Source organism: Mycobacterium sp. 3519A (assembly GCF_900240945.1).
Classification (GTDB): domain Bacteria; phylum Actinomycetota; class Actinomycetes; order Mycobacteriales; family Mycobacteriaceae; genus Mycobacterium.
This window is the reverse complement of the sequence record NZ_OESG01000014.1, coordinates 2,474,232-2,491,611: the sequence shown is the minus strand read 5'-3', so window position 1 is coordinate 2,491,611 and position 17,380 is coordinate 2,474,232. Positions and strand designations below refer to the sequence as shown.

At 66.9% G+C, this 17,380-nt stretch carries 16 protein-coding genes; 8 read left to right on the top strand and 8 right to left on the bottom strand.

Going from position 1 to position 17,380, the window contains the following annotated elements:
• Positions 1-134: 134 nt before the first annotated feature.
• The 3 genes from C1A30_RS33290 to C1A30_RS33280 all read right to left on the bottom strand — a co-directional run bounded on the left by C1A30_RS33290 (position 135) and on the right by C1A30_RS33280 (position 3,396).
• Positions 135-809 carry an RDD family protein gene (locus C1A30_RS33290; RefSeq protein ID WP_101952447.1) on the bottom strand — a complete coding sequence of 225 codons (675 nt, stop codon included), beginning with the start codon at positions 807-809 and terminating at the stop codon, positions 135-137.
• A 101-nt stretch (positions 810-910) separates the two neighbouring features.
• Positions 911-2,305: a cystathionine beta-synthase gene (locus C1A30_RS33285; RefSeq protein WP_101952446.1), complete on the bottom strand. Its 1,395-nt coding sequence runs from the start codon at positions 2,303-2,305 to the stop codon at positions 911-913.
• 29 nt (positions 2,306-2,334) lie between these two features.
• Entirely contained in the window at positions 2,335-3,396 is a 1,062-nt protein-coding gene (locus C1A30_RS33280) for an alpha/beta hydrolase (protein ID WP_101953068.1), read from the bottom strand.
• Between the two features lie 198 nt (positions 3,397-3,594).
• On the opposite strand from C1A30_RS33280, the gene C1A30_RS33275 reads away from it, so the two are divergent.
• Positions 3,595-4,548 carry an SGNH/GDSL hydrolase family protein gene (locus C1A30_RS33275; protein WP_101952445.1) on the top strand — a complete coding sequence of 318 codons (954 nt, stop codon included), beginning with the start codon at positions 3,595-3,597 and terminating at the stop codon, positions 4,546-4,548.
• Positions 4,549-4,583: 35 nt separating this feature from the next.
• Positions 4,584-5,801, top strand: coding sequence for an acetyl-CoA C-acetyltransferase (locus C1A30_RS33270; protein WP_101952444.1), 1,218 nt, complete (start codon positions 4,584-4,586; stop codon positions 5,799-5,801).
• Between the two features lie 55 nt (positions 5,802-5,856).
• On the opposite strand, the gene C1A30_RS33265 is transcribed toward C1A30_RS33270, so the two are convergent.
• Both C1A30_RS33265 and C1A30_RS33260 read right to left on the bottom strand, forming a co-directional pair.
• Positions 5,857-6,711 (bottom strand): hypothetical protein, encoded by an 855-nt coding sequence (locus tag C1A30_RS33265; protein ID WP_101952443.1) that lies wholly within the window; start codon positions 6,709-6,711, stop codon positions 5,857-5,859.
• A 142-nt stretch (positions 6,712-6,853) separates the two neighbouring features.
• Positions 6,854-7,702 carry a Bax inhibitor-1/YccA family protein gene (locus C1A30_RS33260; RefSeq protein WP_101952442.1) on the bottom strand — a complete coding sequence of 283 codons (849 nt, stop codon included), beginning with the start codon at positions 7,700-7,702 and terminating at the stop codon, positions 6,854-6,856.
• Positions 7,703-7,860: 158 nt separating this feature from the next.
• Between C1A30_RS33260 and C1A30_RS33255 the strand changes: the two genes are divergently transcribed.
• From C1A30_RS33255 to C1A30_RS33245, 3 genes are read left to right on the top strand one after another with little or no spacing between them, the layout of a single operon-like run.
• Positions 7,861-8,892, top strand: coding sequence for an enoyl-CoA hydratase/isomerase family protein (locus tag C1A30_RS33255; RefSeq protein WP_101952441.1), 1,032 nt, complete (start codon positions 7,861-7,863; stop codon positions 8,890-8,892).
• The gene (locus C1A30_RS33250; protein WP_101952440.1) at positions 8,889-9,668 is read left to right on the top strand and encodes an enoyl-CoA hydratase; all 780 of its coding nucleotides are present in this window, start codon (positions 8,889-8,891) and stop codon (positions 9,666-9,668) included. Before C1A30_RS33255 ends, C1A30_RS33250 begins: the two co-directional genes overlap by 4 nt.
• Positions 9,669-9,678: 10 nt before the next feature.
• A complete protein-coding gene (locus C1A30_RS33245) occupies positions 9,679-11,373 on the top strand; it encodes an alpha/beta-hydrolase family protein (protein ID WP_101952439.1) in 1,695 nt (564 codons plus the stop codon).
• Here the strand turns inward: C1A30_RS33245 and C1A30_RS33240 are convergent.
• Both C1A30_RS33240 and C1A30_RS33235 read right to left on the bottom strand, forming a co-directional pair.
• Entirely contained in the window at positions 11,370-11,741 is a 372-nt protein-coding gene (locus C1A30_RS33240; protein ID WP_200828496.1) for a rhodanese-like domain-containing protein, read from the bottom strand. The two genes, C1A30_RS33245 and C1A30_RS33240, sit on opposite strands and share 4 nt — an antisense overlap.
• Positions 11,741-12,292, bottom strand: coding sequence for a cysteine dioxygenase family protein (locus C1A30_RS33235; RefSeq protein ID WP_101953067.1), 552 nt, complete (start codon positions 12,290-12,292; stop codon positions 11,741-11,743). The genes C1A30_RS33240 and C1A30_RS33235 overlap by 1 nt, the downstream gene beginning before the upstream one ends.
• Positions 12,293-13,200: 908 nt before the next feature.
• Here C1A30_RS33235 and C1A30_RS33230 point away from each other — a divergent pair.
• The 3 genes from C1A30_RS33230 to C1A30_RS33220 are packed head-to-tail and all read left to right on the top strand — an operon-like array spanning position 13,201 to position 16,526.
• Entirely contained in the window at positions 13,201-15,069 is a 1,869-nt protein-coding gene (locus C1A30_RS33230; protein ID WP_101952437.1) for a hypothetical protein, read from the top strand.
• Positions 15,070-15,120: 51 nt separating this feature from the next.
• Positions 15,121-15,561, top strand: a complete 441-nt coding sequence (locus C1A30_RS33225; RefSeq protein WP_101952436.1) for a lipoprotein LpqV — start codon at positions 15,121-15,123, stop codon at positions 15,559-15,561.
• Positions 15,562-15,584: 23 nt separating this feature from the next.
• A complete protein-coding gene (locus C1A30_RS33220) occupies positions 15,585-16,526 on the top strand; it encodes a patatin-like phospholipase family protein (protein WP_200828495.1) in 942 nt (313 codons plus the stop codon).
• Here the strand turns inward: C1A30_RS33220 and C1A30_RS33215 are convergent.
• Positions 16,523-17,377 carry a patatin-like phospholipase family protein gene (locus C1A30_RS33215; protein ID WP_101952434.1) on the bottom strand — a complete coding sequence of 285 codons (855 nt, stop codon included), beginning with the start codon at positions 17,375-17,377 and terminating at the stop codon, positions 16,523-16,525. The genes C1A30_RS33220 and C1A30_RS33215 overlap by 4 nt on opposite strands.
• Positions 17,378-17,380: the final 3 nt, after the last annotated feature.

Below are 17,380 nucleotides of genomic sequence, written 5' to 3'. Positions count from 1 at the left end.
GCGGGAGTGCAAAGGGACAACCAGACGACCAGAGGGCGGGAAAGATGGAGGGGAGCGTGAAGTGTAAAAAAGAGAGGGGGCTCCCCGTCGGGGGGAGGTGGCTGATCAGTCATGAGTACCTTCTGGCATTCGCTCTAGATCGGCAGTGCAACGTGGTTGAGGATCTTGTCAACCAGCGTCTGCCGCTTGACATCCCAGAGCGGGAACAGAACCGCCACTAGCCACAGGATGCCAAAGCACAGCCCGGCGGCCAACCAGTAGAGCACCTCGCGCACGAAGGACATGCCGAAACCGACTGGCTGTCCGGTCTTTTCGTTGACGATCTTGAACTTCATGATCGACTTGCCGATGCTCGAGCCAGTGGTGCCCTGCCGGTAACCCAGATTCCAGACCCAGTAGGCCAGCGCGATGATCCCCGTGATGATGATCGAGATCTGGCCGAGCGTCGAGGCGCCCGTCGCGCAGAACTCACCGAGGTCGTATTCGGAAGTGTCGGTGATGCATGCGGTTTCCTGGGTGCCCAGCAGCAGCCCCCATCCGATGCCCTCGAGAATCGCCAGCGGAATGAAGTCGATCAACCACGCCACGACGCGAGTGCCCCACGGCGTGTAGGCCTCCTTGGGCAGTGCCGGTCCTGCGGCGGCGGGTGGCGGATAGGCCGTCGCGGCTTGCGGCGGAGGGCCTTGGTAGCCACCGCTTGGCGGCGGAGGCGGATAGCCACCACCCTGAGGCGGAGGCGGCGGCGGATACCCACCGGGCGGCGGCGGTGGCGGATAGTTACCAGGGGGCGGTGGCGGTTGATCGGTCATGGACGCCTTCCAGTGGGAATTAGCTGGCACCGAGCGTGCCTACAGTAACCTGAGAATTTCCCGATAACAGGGCTTTCTCCCCGGAAGTTGATCTTGGACCGCTACCGACGGGTGTTGCCGTCGGACAGAAACCCGAGTAAATCGTGGCGGGTGAGCACCCCGACAGGTTTGCCCTCTTCCACCACCATCACCGCATCGCATTCACGCAACGTCTTGGCCGCCGTGCTAACGAGTTCGCCTGCGCCGATCAACGGCAGCGGCGGACTCATGTGTTGCGAGACGGCGTCGGCGAGTTTCGCGCGGCCCTCGAACACCGCGGAGAGCAGTTCGCGCTCCGACACGCTGCCCGCGACCTCCCCAGCCATCACCGGCGGTTCGGCGCCGACAACCGGCATCTGCGAAACGCCGTACTCGCGCAGGATGCTCACCGCGTCGCGAACCGTCTCCTGTGGATGGGTGTGCACCAGATCCGGCAGCGCTCCCGACTTGCCCCGCAGCACGTCGCCGACGGTCGACTCCTCGACCGAACCGTCCAGACGAGTGCGCAGAAAACCGTAGGACGACATCCATGCGTCGTTGAAAACCTTTGACAGGTAACCTCTTCCGCCGTCGGGCAGCAGCACCACCACCAGGGCGTCGGGGCCGGCCGCTTCAGCCACCTTGATCGCGGCGACGACAGCCATGCCGCACGAGCCGCCGACCAGAAGCGCCTCCTCGCGCGCGAGCCTGCGGGTCATCTCGAACGAGTCCGCGTCGGACACCGCGATGATTTCGTCGGGCACCGTCGGGTCGTATGCCGACGGCCAGAAGTCCTCGCCGACGCCCTCCACCAGATATGGCCTGCCGGTGCCGCCGGAATACACCGACCCCTCCGGGTCGACGCCGACGACGCGCACCTTCCCACCGGACACCTCCTTGAGGTAGCGGCCGGCGCCGGTGATGGTGCCGCCGGTCCCGACGCCGGCGACGAAGTGGGTGACCTTGCCGTCGGTGTCGGCCCAGATTTCCGGTCCGGTCGTCTCGTAGTGGCTGGCCGGCCCCATCGGGTTGGAGTACTGGTCGGGTTTCCACGCGCCGTCGATCTCCTCGACGAGCCGGTTGGACACGCTGTAGTAGCTGTCGGGGTGGTCGGGCGGCACCGCCGTCGGGCACACCACGACGTCGGCGCCGTAGGCGCGCAACACGTTCCGCTTGTCCTCGCTGACCTTGTCAGGGCAGACGAAGATGCATTTGTAGCCGCGCTGTTGGGCGACGAGCGCCAGCCCGACACCGGTGTTACCGGAGGTCGGTTCGACGATCGTGCCGCCCGGCTTGAGTTCGCCACTGGCTTCGGCGGCGTCGATCATCTTCACCGCGATGCGGTCCTTGGCGCTGCCGCCGGGGTTGAGGTACTCGATCTTGGCTGCGACGGTGCCGGCGCCGCCGGGCACAACGGAGTTCAGCTGTACCAGAGGGGTATTGCCGATGAGCTCACTGACGTGCCGGGCTATGCGCATAAGACCATGGTCTCAGGCCCGTCGATCGGCTACCAGGTGGCCTCTCGGATGTAGTCGCCGATCTGCTTCAGCGACCGGCTGGCCTCGGAAACCATCGGCGCGGCCAACTGGAAGACGTGCATCTGTCCCGGCCACACCCGCACCTCCACGGGCACACCCGCTGCTGCCAGCATGTGGGCGGCCTTGCGGGCGTCGCTGACCAGAACCTCGGAGCCCGACACATGAATCAGCGTGCGCGGAAGCCCGGGCTCGATGTGGTCGAGGGGTTCGTAGACCTCTTCGGGCTTGCCGTCGACGACGTGCCGTTCGGCCGCTTCCTCGATGAGCTCGACGAGCGCGTGAAAGGCCTTGGGCGGGAACATCGCATCGGTGCGGATGTTCGGATGATTGGCCCGCGTCTCGTTGTCGATCTCGAACAACGGCGACATGGTCACGATGGCCGCGGGCGTTTCGCTGGCCAGCCCCTCCTGCTGTAGCCGCTCGGCCAGCGCCAGCGCCAGATAACCGCCGGCGGAGTCGCCGGCCAGCACGATCTGATCGGGCTCGTAGCCTCGCAGCCGCAGCCACTTGTAGGCCTCGTAGCAGTCGTCGAGCGCCATCCCGACGGAGTGCTTCGGGATCATCCGGTAGTTGACGACGAGCACCGGGCTGTCGGCGTATTTCGACAACGCGGTCACCAGCCGGCCGTGCGAGTTCACGCCACAGGTCAGAAATGCACCGCCGTGCATGTACAGGATCACGCTTCGCTTGCCGTCGGCGGGAAGTACGCCTGCGGCGCGGACCAGCTGCGCGGTGCAGTCGGGCAAAGAAATCGTGGCGCGGACGGTGCCGGGAGCAGGCCGCATCACGCGGGCCGCGAAATCGACCAACCCCCATGGCCACGGAAGCCGTGGCGCATAGCTGCCGATTGCTAGCGTCGGCCGAATAGTTAGCAGAGCTGCTAGTGCTGTGAGCCGTCCCGCCAGACTTGGACCGTCTTCGACGATCTCTACGGGCGCCCCGTCGCTGACTGGGAACTTGCGCGGTTTGCGGACTTTACCTGGGCTGATGCCAGTATGCGTCGTCCGCGCTACCTTACTCGGTGCCGTCATCGCCACCACTCCTACGCCTTCGTAGTGCCGGGGTGTGCCAGCATTAACTGAGCTAACCCAACACCGTTAGCTTGACACCCTATAACCATTCAAACAATCAACTTGTCAAAATCGATACCGCAGTTGATACCGCAATGTGATCGCTGATCCCGTCCGCCACGCGGGATAGCCCGGCAATTCGCACCTAAACTTGTTCCCGTGCGCATTCGTGTGGGGCGTCGATCGACCATCGCCCTGGCGGCGGCGGCCGGACTCGCATCGACGGGCTCCGCTTACATCGGGGCCCGTAACCTGCTGACCGGGCAGGCCGACCAGGCGCGACGCGTCATACCCAAGTCGTGGGACATCCCGCCGCGCGCCGACGGCGTGTACGAACGCGGCGGCGGAGAAGTCGAGCGCTGGCACCGCGGCGTCCCGTTCGACATGCATCTGATGGTCTTCGGCGACTCCACCGCCGCCGGCTACGGTTGCCAGCACCCCGACGAGCTGCCTGGTGTGCTGCTTGCGCGCGGGCTGGCGGAGCAATCCGGCAAGCGTGTGAGGCTGAGCACAAAAGCGATCGTCGGCGCGACGTCGAAGGGTCTGCAGGGGCAGATCGACGCGATGTTCGTGGCGGGCCCGCCGCCGGATGCGGCCGTCATCATGATCGGAGCGAACGACATCACCAAGCCGAACGGCATCGGACCGTCCGCCCGGCGGGTGGGCCGGGCCGTGCGGCGACTGCGTGCCAGCGGCGCCGTCGTGGTGGTCGGCACCTGCCCGGACTTCGGCGTGATCACCGCGATTCCACAACCGCTGCGCTGGGTGGCTCGTAGTCGCGGATTGCGGCTGGCCCGTGCGCAGGCCGCGGAAGTCCGGTCGGCAGGCGGTGTGCCGGTTCCGTTCTCGGATCTGCTCGCGCCCGAATTCCGCAAGAAGCCCGAAGTTTTGTTCTCCCACGACATGTTTCACCCGTCGGCCGCGGGATACGCGTTGGCGGCCAAGCAGTTGCTGCCTGCGCTCGGAAACGCGTTGGGGCACCCGGTGGCCGACGACGCGCTGCCAGCGCGCTCCGCGGGGCACGGTTCGCTGCTGGCCAGGGTGGGCAGCATCGGCAGGCTGTGGCGTCGCTCGACCGGGGTCCCCGCACCCATCGTGGTCTCGGCCAGCTAGGTTTCTGGTTATCCACTCGATAACGAGGAGCCGCCATGACTGAAGCCGTCATCGTTTCGACCGCGCGTTCGCCGATCGGCCGCGCCGGTAAAGGTTCACTGGTCGAGATGCGGCCCGACGATCTGGCTGCGCAGATGGTGCGCGCCGCGCTGGACAAGGTGCCTGCGCTCGATCCCCGGGACATCGACGACCTGATGATGGGCTGCGGCCAACCCGGCGGCGAGGCCGGCTTCAACATCGGTCGCGCGGTGGCCGTCGAACTGGGCTATGACTTCCTGCCGGGCACCACGGTGAACCGGTATTGCTCGTCGTCGCTGCAGACCACCCGGATGGCCTTCCACGCGATCAAGGCCGGCGAGGGCAGCGCGTTCGTTTCGGCTGGCGTCGAGACGGTTTCGCGTTTTCCGAAGGGCACCTCGGACGGCTGGCCGGATTCGCACAACCCGTTGTTCGCCGACGCCGAGCAGCGTTCGGCGCAGGCGTCGGCGGGCGCAGAGGAGTGGCATGATCCGCGTGCCGACGGTCTGCTACCCGACGTCTACATCGCGATGGGCCAGACCGCGGAGAACGTCGCGCTGTACACCGGCATCAGCCGCGAAGAGCAGGACCACTGGGGTGTGCGCAGTCAGAATCGCGCCGAGGAGGCCATCAAGAGCGGCTTCTTCGAGCGCGAGATCGTGCCGGTGACGCTGCCCGACGGGTCGACGGTGAGCAAGGACGACGGGCCGCGCGGGGGCACCACGTACGAGGCGGTGTCGCAATTGAAGCCGGTGTTCCGGCCGAACGGGACGATCACCGCGGGCAATGCGTGTCCGCTGAACGACGGCGCCGCCGCGGTGGTGGTGATGTCGGATACCAAGGCCCGCGAGTTGGGGTTGACGCCGTTGGCCCGCATCGTGTCGACCGGGGTGTCGGGGTTGTCGCCGGAGATCATGGGGCTCGGTCCGATCGAGGCGACGCGCAAGGCGTTGGCCAACGCTGGAATGACCATCGACGACCTCGACCTCTACGAAATCAATGAGGCGTTCGCCGTGCAGGTGCTCGGCTCGGCCCGCGAGTTGGGCATGGATCTCGACAAGCTGAACGTGTCGGGCGGCGCGATCGCGCTGGGTCACCCGTTCGGCATGACCGGTGCGCGGATCACCGCCACGCTGCTGAACAATCTGCAGACGCACGACAAGCAGTTCGGTCTGGAGACCATGTGCGTCGGCGGCGGCCAGGGCATGGCGATGATCATCGAGCGGCTCAGCTAGCGTTCCACACGTTGACTCTGCGCTGAGGGTGCAGAAAACGCCGCGCGAGACGCCCTCAACGCAGAGTCAACGAGTGCCACGTCCGTTCTAGCCGGCGCAACACATTCGCGCTCTGGTGTCGCGCAGCCGCTTTGACCACGGTCCAACCCAATGCGTGCAGGTCCTCGGCACGTTCGATTTCATATGCGTATCGACTGCGCGTAGTCCGATGGTGGTCGCCGTCGTACTCCAGCGCCAGCATGATGTTTTCCCACCCCATGTCGAGGCGATACCATCGATGGCCGTCGGGGCTCAGCACCGGAATCTGTGTCCGTGGTCGCGGATACCCAGCGCGAATTACCAATAGCCGCAACCAGGTTTCCTGCAATGACTCCGCGCCAGCGTCCATGAGGTCCAGCGCGACCTCGAGTTGACGCAGACCGCGGGTGTGGCGATGCCGGGCAGCCACCTGTTCGATATCGGGAACTTTGACGTCGGTCGCCTGAGCCAGCGCGTCCAAGCGGGCGACCGCGTCATCGAGACGTCCGGTGCGGCCAAGGTCGAAAGCGGTGCGCGCGGGCGTCGTCACCTGCAACCCATTGAGGTGTTGGAGTTCCTCGGTGAAGACCAGCGCATCGCGCGTGATGACGCCGCGAGGTGAGCGCGCGTTATCCCAGATCAACTCGACGGGTGAATCGTCGTCGATCCACTTCGCACCGTGGATCGACGATGCGGCGAGCCCCGAGACCACCGCCTGGCGCCGCGACCACAGATATGCCGCGACTGTGCGCTGCCGAAACGTCGGCGTTATTCGCTTGTCGAAATAGACATTCGGCATATGAGCGCGGTAATACCGGCGCAACTGGTCGCGCGTCAGGACGCCAGACGCCAACGCTTCGCTTCCTATGAATGGCTGCTGCAACTCCCCCATGGCGGCAGAGTGTCAGTTCGAGGCGACAGCGATCGTTCACTCTGCGTCCACGGCGCGAAACTGTGGACAAGTCGCGCCCTGAGCACAGAGTCAATGAAAAAGGGCGCCCACATTCGTGGACGCCCCTTCTCTCGTTGGGTAGCTAGTTGCTGCTGTTGAAGTAGGACAACAGCCGCAGAACCTCCAGGTACAGCCAGACCAGCGTGACGGTCAGGCCGAGCGCGATGCCCCATGCCGCTTTCTCCGGCGCACCCGCACGGATCGCCTGGTCGGCCTGGTCGAAGTCCGAAAGGAAGAAGAACGCCGCGAGGCCGATCATCAAGAGCGAGAACAGGATCGCCATCGGGCCACCGTCGCGCAGCGGGCCCGCGCTGTGGGTGAACAGCCCGATCACCAGGTTCACCAGCATCAGCACGACGGCGCCGAAGCCGGCGGCCACCAGGAAGCGGGTGAACTTCGGCGTCACGCGGATGGCGCCGGTCTTGTAGACGACGAGCATGCCGAAGAACACGCCGAAGGTGCCCACGATGGCCTGGCTGATCAGCGCGCCCGCGCTGATGCCCGACACCATCAAGTTGGCGACCACGAACGAGAAGGCGCCGACGACCAAGCCCTCACAGACGGCGTAGCTCAACACGATGCCCGGGTTGTCCTGCTTGCGACCGAAGATCGCGATGAGCAGCAGCACCATGCCGCCGATCAACCCCACCATCATGAGAGGCATCGCGAGCGCGAGGTTCTGCGCCGCCAAGAAGTACGACGCGACCGCGGCAACCGCCAGCACGCCGAGCGTGATGCCGGTCTTGGTGACGACGTCATCGATGGTCAGCGGCCGAGCAACGCCTGCCTGCCGCTGCTCCGGGTACGCGCCCGCGTACGGATCGGCGTGTACCGCCTGTGCACCGTAGCCGGCGGCTCCGGTACCGAACTGCGCATAACCGCCCTGCGTCTTAGGCAGGGAACGAAATACCGGGTTGCTGGTCTCCCGCACCGTCGGTTCCTCTCCTGTGCTGTGGTTCGACTAATTGGCGAACACACTCTCAACGTTCAACCACCTGGTGCTGGTTCCCGGAAGAACCTCCCAGCTAGTTCACAGGAAACCCTACCCGGCGCGGGCGCAGGACGGGTGACGATCTAGATTGCGTAATCGTGGCGGAAAACGAGGACCTCCTAGTAACTGTCGAGAACGGCGTCGGCCTGATCACCCTCAACCGCCCCAGGGTGATCAACTCGCTGACCCATGCGATGGCCCTCACCATGTCGAAAGTGCTCACCGAGTGGGAACACGACGACGCCGTTCGCGCGGTCGTGGTGTCCGGCGCCGGTGAACGCGGCCTCTGCGCGGGCGGCGACATCGTGGCGATCTACCACAGCGTGCGCGCCGACGGCGCAGAGGCGCGGCAGTTCTGGTACGACGAGTACCTGCTCAACGCGCACATCGGCCGCTACCGCAAGCCGTACGTCGCGCTGATGGACGGCATCGTGATGGGCGGCGGCGTCGGAATCAGCGCGCACGGCAGCGTCCGCGTCGTCACCGACACCACCAAGATGGCCATGCCCGAAGTGGGCATCGGCCTCATCCCCGACGTGGGCGGCACGTTCATCCTCTCGCGCGCGCCCGGTGAACTCGGCCTGCACGCCGCACTGACGGGCACGAACTTCGACGGCGCCGACGCGATCGCGCTCGGCTTCGCCGACCATTTCGTGCCGCACGACAAACTGCTCGACTTCAAGGGCGCGATCATCGCAGACGGCGTCGACGCCGCGCTCACCGCCTATGCCCAGGACCCGCCGCCGAGTCAGCTACTGGCACAGCAGGACTGGATCGACCAGTGCTATGCGGGCGACACCCCCGAGGACATCATCGCGGCGCTGCGCGGCCATGACGCAGGCGCCGAGGCCGCCGACCTGATCGCCAGCCGGTCCCCCATCTCGGTGTCCGTGACGTTGCAGGCCATCCGCCGCGCCGCCAAGCTCGACACGCTCGAAGACGTGTTGCGCCAGGAGTATCGGACGTCGTGCGGAGCGGCGCGCTCACATGATCTAGTAGAGGGCATCCGGGCACAGGTCATCGACAAGGACCGCAACCCGAAGTGGTCGCCTGCCTCGTTGGCGGCCGTCACCACCGCCGACGTCGAGGCTTATTTCGCGCCGGCCGACCGCGAACTGGAGTTCACATGACGAACTACGAGACGATCTTGGTCAGCCGCGACGACCGCGTCGGCACCATCACGTTGAACCGGCCGAAGGCGCTCAACGCGCTGAACAGTCAGGTGATGCGCGAAGTCGTCGCCGCCGCAGCGGAATTCGACAGCGACCAAGGCATCGGCGCGATCATCGTCACCGGGTCCGGCGACAGGGCGTTCGCTGCCGGCGCGGACATCAAAGAGATGGCCGGGTTGACTTTCGCCGACGTGTTCTCGTCCGACTTCTTCGCGGCATGGAACAAATTCGCCGCGACCCGCACCCCGACCATCGCCGCGGTGGCGGGTTACGCGCTCGGCGGCGGTTGCGAACTGGCGATGATGTGCGACCTGTTGATCGCAGCGGACACCGCGAAATTCGGCCAGCCCGAGATCAAACTCGGCGTGCTGCCCGGCATGGGCGGTTCACAGCGGCTAACCCGCGCGATCGGCAAAGCCAAGGCGATGGACCTGATTCTGACCGGACGCAACATGGACGCCGAGGAGGCCGAACGCGCCGGCCTGGTGTCGCGCGTGGTGCCCGCCGACAAACTGCTCGAGGAAGCGAACGCGGTCGCGAAGACCATTGCGGGCATGTCACTCTCGGCGTCACGCATGGCCAAGGAGGCCGTCAACCGAGCCTTCGAGACCAGCCTCGCGGAGGGATTGCTCTTCGAGCGCAGGGTGTTCCACTCGGCGTTTGCCACCGACGACCAGACCGAAGGTATGAACGCGTTCACCGAGAAACGCCCCCCGAACTTCACGCACCGGTAAATTTCGGTCCGTGACCGACACGGCGGAGAAGACCGAACAAGCTCCTCCCGAGGAGAAGCGGGTCCGCAAGCCGTGGTGGGTGCGGCACTACACCTACACCGGCACCACCGTTGGGCTGGCGTTCATCTGGCTGTCGTTGACGCCGTCGCTGCTGCCTCGCGGGCCGCTGTTCCAAGGCATCGTCAGCGGCGCCGCCGGTGCGATCGGCTACGGCCTTGGCGTATTCGGCGTGTGGCTGGTTCGGTACATGCGCTCGAAGGACACCAGCCCGCCCGCACCGCGGTGGGCATGGATCGGGCTGGTGATCGCCGGTGTCATCGGCCAGCTCCTGATGATCATCTGGTTTCACGGATGGCAGGACGACGTGCGTGACCTCAACGGCGTACCGCGTCTCGGCTTCTGGGATTATCCGCTGACCGCCGTCTTGTCGATCGTCGTGCTGTTCCTGCTGGTCGAAATCGGCCAGCTGATAGGCAGATCGGTGCGCTTCCTGGTCCTCAAGATGGATCGCTTTATGCCGCCGCGGGTTTCGGCTGTCGTCGTGGTCGGGTTGTTGCTGGCGTTGACCATCGCACTACTCAACGGCGTGGTCGCGCGCGTCGCGATGAGCACCATCAACAAGACGTTCTCGGCCGTCAACGACGAAACCGATCCGGATTTCCCTGCGCCGACGTCGCGGCTGCGGTCCGGCGGTCCGGGGTCGTTGGCCAGTTGGGAATCGCTCGGCCATCAGGGCCGGGTGTTCGTGTCCGCAGGCCCGACGGTCGACGAGCTGACCAAATTCAACGGCGCGCCGGCGATTGAACCGATCCGCGCCTACGCCGGACTGCATTCCGCCGACGGTATCGAGGCGACCGCCAAGCTCGCCGCCGAGGAACTGCGGCGCGAAGGCGGTCTGGACCGCGCGGTCGTGGCCGTCGCCACCACCACCGGCACCGGCTGGATCAACGAGGCGGAGGCCGCGGCGCTGGAGTACATGTACAACGGCAACACCGCGATCGTGTCGATGCAGTACTCGTTCCTACCGAGTTGGCTGTCGTTCCTGGTCGACAAGGAGAACGCGCGGCAGGCAGGCCAGGCGCTGTTCGAAGCCGTCGATGCGTTGGTCAAGGAACGGCCGGAGGGCAAGCGCCCGAAACTCGTCGTGTTCGGCGAGAGCCTCGGCTCGTTCGGCGGCGAGGCGCCGTTCCTGGCACTCAACAACCTCATCGCCCGCACCGACGGTGCGCTGTTCTCCGGGCCGACGTTCAACAACACGATCTGGGAAGACCTCACCCGCAACCGCGATCCCGGGTCACCGATGTGGCTGCCCATCTACGACAAAGGTGAGAACGTGCGCTTCGCCGCGCGCGCCGACAATCTGGGCAGACCCGCCGATCCGTGGGGCCACCCGCGGGTGGTGTACCTGCAGCACGCCTCTGATCCGATCGCCTGGTGGAACGTCGATCTGATGTTCGCCAAACCGGATTGGTTGAAAGAACCGCGCGGCTACGACCTGTCGCCTCGGATGGAGTGGGTGCCGATCGTGACGTTCCTTCAGGTGTCCGCCGATATGGCGGTGGCCGTCGATGTGCCCGACGGCCACGGCCACGTCTACGTCAAGGACGTCGCCAATGCGTGGGCCATGATTCTGCAGCCGCCTGGGTGGACACCGGAGAAGACGGAAAAGCTCCGCCCGCTGCTGACCAACGACGAGAATGCTTAAGAGACAAGGCCTTCCGCCTTCAACGCGTGGTACCCGCCGATGACGTCGGTGGATCGGCGCAGCCCCAGGTCGTGCAGTGCGGCGGCGGCCAGGCTCGAGGTGTAGCCCTCCGAGCACAGCACCACCCATTCGACGTCGTCGCCGACGGCCTCGGGGATCCGCGCGTCGCTGGTCGGATCGCATCGCCACTCGAGCACGTTGCGCTCGATCACCAGCGCGCCGGGCACGTCGCCCTCGCGCTGCCGCTGCGCCTCGGGACGGATATCGACGAGCACAGCGCCCCGCTCGAGCGCGGCGGGCACCTCGTCCGCGGGCAGTCGATGTAGCCGTGCGCGGGCGTCTTCGAGAATCCTGTCGATACGGCTCATCATCCCTCCGGCGCGTCCGTCAGTTCAGTTCGCTTGCGGCGCAGCATATTTCGCTCGCTCACTTCGTAGTAGGACATCGCCGTCAGCGGCGGTGAATACGCGTGCACACTGAGTGTCGGCGTGACCGGCACCGACAGATCCCGCTCCGGCACCCACACCACGTCATGCACCCAACCCAGCGGGAAGGCGGCCTGGTCACCCGCCCGAAGCCGCCTGCGACGCAACTGGTCGCCATCCCACCGCGTTTCCCGCAACGCGCCCGAGAGGACCGTCAGCGCGCCGAGCGAGCCGCCATGGTCGTGCAGTTCGGTCGAGCGGTCCGGCACCCAGCTGATCAGCCAGACGTCGAGTTCGTCGTCGCCGTGCAACCGCGTGTACCAGCGGTCGTCGACGGGCGGCCCACCCGCAGGCAGCAGGTGGTCGTAGCGGCCGGAGAGCACATCGTCGGCGTATCGGTCGGTCGTTTGCAGCAGATCGGGCAGCCGCAGGCGAGTCGGCGAGGAGACGGCGGGGACGGCAGTCGGCAACACAGCAGGCTGTGCGGAAACCATGTAGAGCTCCAGGAATGACGGAATCGGATTCGGATGGTCGGCGGTCAGCGCCGACAACACTCCTCAAACCGGTTCGTCATGCCCCCGAGTGTGACACGCCGCCAAACCTGGCCGACCGACGCCGCTGCGGCCGGATCCGGACACATCAGAAAACTCCTGGTCAGCGAAGTCTGAAAGGCGAGCCGCATTCGGCTCGGCGTGAGCGGAACTGGACGCGGCCACGGCAAACCGCGCGGTCAAGATCGGTAAACCCACTTCAGAGCGCCGCTGCAGCCGTGGCAGTTGACGTTGCTGTATCAACCATCAGCTATTTGCCGGTGCCGTCAATTTTGCCTTCTAATAACCGCGGATCTGAAACCCGACGGCAATATGAGAAAGCGTCACGACAGAGATTTACATCACAACCAGTCCAATTTGCGAAGCGGCGAATCGGCTAGCCTGCGGCGATGCAATGCCGATCTCCAGCCGGGTGACCAGGCGGCGCCACCGGAACACCAGTTGCACATGCCTGTGTACGGCAGGTTTCGACGCGAGGGTAAACCGATCCCGAAAAGCGCGAGCGAGCCTGCGGCACAGGGCTTCCCCGGACTCCGACGACAGTCCAGAAGATGGCGGTGCCGCCCGTCGGACACCACCGCCACGATCGCCCGTCGAACAGCACACCGCACGAGCACAGCAACTGGCCCTTCTCGCGACTGCAGCTGTGTTTGCTGCTTGTCTCGGGGCGGGGCCCTGGACTCGTCCACAGCGAAACGGTCTCCCGGTTTTGGGAAATCCATCAAAAACGACTGAATAACCATCCCAAACAGCGGTTCTTTGTGCTAACTATATTGTTGCTCGGCGCTAGAGGCCGGTTAGCCAGTAAAGGTCTCGGCGCCGCCGGGGATGACGCGGAAGGGGCATTGGGGATGGTTCAGCGAGCCAAGCGCTCAAGGCATGCGAAGCCAGGCAAGAAGACGCTGGTCACGGCCGCCGCCGTGACGGGTGGCGTGCTCGCGGCAGCCGGCGGCAGCGCGTTCAACCTGCTGCAACAGTCCACCGATTCGTCGGATCACTCGGCCCCGACGCTCGGTTTGGCGGCAGCCGTCGAGCCCAACCCCACCCCGAATCCGTTGTTCGCGGTGGCCCAGCCGATCGAGGCACCGGACTCGGGCGCTCTCGGTGTCGGCGGTGGTGCGGCCCCCGCGCCCGTGGCGCCACCTCCTGCCGCTCCGGCCGCCAACACGGACCCCACTGTTTCGGACCCGCTGCCGTGTGGGACAGGCCCGGTCATCACGCCGGACTGCGTGACGCCGACGCTGTCGCCCGGCACCGCGTTCGCGACACAGGTCTTCGCGTTCGCACCGCAGAATCTCGGGTTGGATCCGCAGAACTTCGGCTTCGACCCGCAGAACTTCTCGTTGCCGACGTTCGGGTTGCCCGACTTCGCGAAGTCGTTCGTCGGTGACAACGCACCGCGGGTGAACTCGGTGGTCGGACCGTCGGCGTCGCCGTCCGACGGGCCGAAGGTGCAGCCCGCGGCCGTGCCTTCGGCCACGCCCAAGAAGGGCTGGGTGCCTGGCCAGTCGCCGTTCGAGAAGTGGGTGAAGGCGACCGTCAAGGTCTACATCAGCAATGGCGAGGAACCCGGCGAGAACGGCGGCCTGCTGATCGGGCGCGGCGCCGACGGAGCACCGGGTCAAGACGGCGGCCGCGGCGGCCTGCTGCTCGGCCAGGGCGGTAACGGCGGCGCCGGCGTCGAGGGCGTCAACAACGGACGCGGCGGAAACGGCGGCGGCGTAGGCCTTTTCGGCACCGGCGGATCAGGCGGCGCCGGCGCCAGCATGACAAGCGAAACCGGTGACGTCGTGGCGGGCGACGGCGGCAAGGGCGCCAACTCGGGCCTGGTGTTCGGCAACGCCGGTCACGGTGGGGCAGGCGGCACGGCCACCAGCACCACGGGGACCGCGCAGGGCGGCCAGGGCGGCGCAGGCGGAAGCAGCGTGTGGACCGGAACAGGTGGCACTGGCGGCGCCGGCGGTGAAGCCACCAGCGAGGCAGGGCAGGCCACCGGCGGCACGGGCGGTGACGGCGGAAACACCGGCGCCCTGTTCGGCTGGGCGGGTGGTGGCGGCGCGGGCGGCGCGGCGACGAGCACCACCGGCGACGCCACGGGCGGAAACGGCGGTAACGGCGGCGGTCTCGGCATCGAAGGCGACAGCGGTGACGGTGGTCTCGGCGGATCGGCGACCACGGAAACCGGCAACGCCACCGGCGGTAACGGCGGTAACGGCGGAAGCAACATCTTCAACGGCACCTCAGGCAACGGCGGTGGTGGCGGCAGTGCGGAGGCCACGAACGGCACTGCGACCGGCGGCGCGGGCGGCAACGCAGGCATCGGCGGCATCGACGGCCAGGGCGCCAACGGCGGCTCAGGCGGTAACGCGGCCGTCGGCACCGGCACCGCGACCGGCGGCAGCGGCGGCTCGGGCGGCCCGAGTGGGCTGATGCAGAACGGCGGCAACGGCGGACACGGCGGGCACGGCACCGCAGAGAACGGCACGGGGACCGGCGGCGACGGCGGCAAGGGCGGAAACACCAGCTGGGCCAACGGTTATCACGCGGGCACCGGTGGCACCGGCGGCAACGGCACGGCGACCACCGGAACCGGTACCGGCGGCGCAGGCGGCACCGGCGGCCACGACGGTCTTGGCGCGGCCGACGGCAAGGGCGGCAAGGGCGGCACCGGCAGCGGATCCGAGGGCAGCAACAACGGCGACGACGGATCGCACGGTTAACCGGACGTAGCCCCCGCGACGGGGCCGGGGGCATTGCTTAGATTGGGCTGCATGCGCAGGTATGCCCAACGCGTGGCGGTACTCACTGCCCTGACGGCCCTCGCGGTCGGCTGTTCGTCCAACGAGCAGCCACCGGCGACGTCGCCGACACAGACGTCGTCGACGCCGACCACTGAGCCGCCGCCGCTGCCCGCGGAGCCTGCCGAACCGGGCGCTATCGGCGTCTCCCCCGGTGGCGTCACCACCAGGGTCGACGTCCCGGCCGACGCCACGGAGTCGCAGTACGGCCAGGCCTGTCACGCGGCCAAGCTGTGGATGGACGGTCAGCAGGTGGACCCGAAGACGCTCGTGGAGCCGTACCTGAAGATGCTGCAACAGCCCGACTTCAGCGGACCGGGCAACTTCAACACCCCGTGGACCAAGCTGACTCCCGCACAGCAGGCCGGCGTCATCATGGCGGTCACCGGCGCCGCCAACGGCGAGTGCGAGTAATTGCCGCGGCGCAGAATGGCGGTATGGCTGCAAAGCGTGTGGCGCTTGTCCTCGGCAGCGGCAGCGCCCGCGGGTACGCCCACATCGGGGTGATCGACGAACTGCGTGACCGCGGCTACCAGATCGTGGGGATCGCCGGATCGTCGATGGGAGCGCTCGTCGGCGGACTGCAAGCGGCAGGCAAGCTCGACGAATTCGCCGACTGGGCCAGATCTTTGACGCAGCGCGCCGTCCTGCGGCTGCTTGATCCGTCGATCACCGCGGCCGGGGTGCTGCGGGCGGAGAAGATCCTCGACGCCGTCCGCGACATCCTCGGCGAAGTGACGATCGAGGAGCTGCCCATTCCCTACACCGCCGTGTCGACCGATCTGCTGTCGGGGAAATCCGTTTGGCTGCAACGCGGTCCGGTCGACGCGGCGATCCGGGCGTCGATCGCGATCCCCGGCGTCATCACACCGCATGTGTTCGACGGACGCCTGCTCGCCGACGGCGGCATCCTCGACCCGCTGCCGATGGCGCCAATCGCCGCCGTCAACGCCGACCTCACCATCGCGGTCAGCCTCGCGGGCAACGAGGCAGGCGGACGCTACGAACCGACCGACGCCGAACCCAGGGCCACCCCCGAATGGTTGAGCCGGATGTGGCGCAGCACCACCGCCCTGTTCGACCGCGCCGGCACCGCACCCGAGGAGACGGCCAGCGTCGAAGAACTGATAGACACAACCAAAGAGGAAGCCGTGCCGAAGCTCGGCAGCTTCGAGGTGATGAACCGCACCATCGACATCGCACAGGCCGCGCTGGCGCGGCACACCCTTGCGGCCTACCCGCCCGACGTGTTGATCGAGGTGCCGCGCACAGTGTGCCGCAGCCTCGAATTCCATCGCGCCGCCGAAGTCATCGACATCGGCAGGGAACTGGCCGCCACCATGCTCGACGAACTCGAAAAGTCCACGCAGGAAAGCTAACTGAGAAAGTTGGCCACCGCGGCGGCGATCCGGCGGCCCTGCTCGCGACCTGCCATCGCGGAGGGCACCCGGCAGGCGGGGTCCAGCGGGTTGGGGCCGAACGCGGCGATCGACTGGTCGTCGGCGAACACCCCGAAGGTGGTGCCGCCGAACGCGTCGACCTCCTCGCCTGCGCCTGCGCTGAACGGCGACGGGGTGTCACGGCCCGACGGCACCAACACCACCGCGGCGTCGCAGTCGTCGGCCAACGCCATGTTGACGATGCTGCCGACGCCGCCGTCCATGTAGCGGCGGCCACCTATCGTCACCGGCGGCCAGACCCCGGGCACCGCGCAACTGGCGGCCACCGCGTCGACAAGGCCGACGCCGGAATCCTTGTCGAACGTGACGACCTCACCCGTCCCCGTGTCGACCGCGGAAATGCGCAGCACCCGATTCGGCCATTGATGCGACGGTAACCGCTGGGCGATCACCTCGCGACGCACCGCCTCTGGCACCGTCTTGGTCGACAGCGCGACCGCGCCGATCTTCTGCAGCTTCTCCGCCTTGCTGGTGTCCGATGCCGTCATCGCGGCCAGGAACAGCTCGGTGATCTCCTCGATCCCGACGTCCGGGTTGAGTTCGGCCGACGACTCGGCCGTCTGGCGCTCGAACAGCGCGTCGAGCCCGAGCCCGCTGCCCAGTTGCGCCGCGACCGCGGAGCCTGCCGAGGTGCCCACCAGGACGTCGGCGGCCAGCAGAGCGTCCGCCGTTGCCTGCGACTCGTCGGCGATGCCGCGCAGGATGCCTGTCTCCCATGCGATGCCTGCCAGTCCCCCGCCTGCCAGCACCAGCGCCCGTTTCGTTGCCACGGC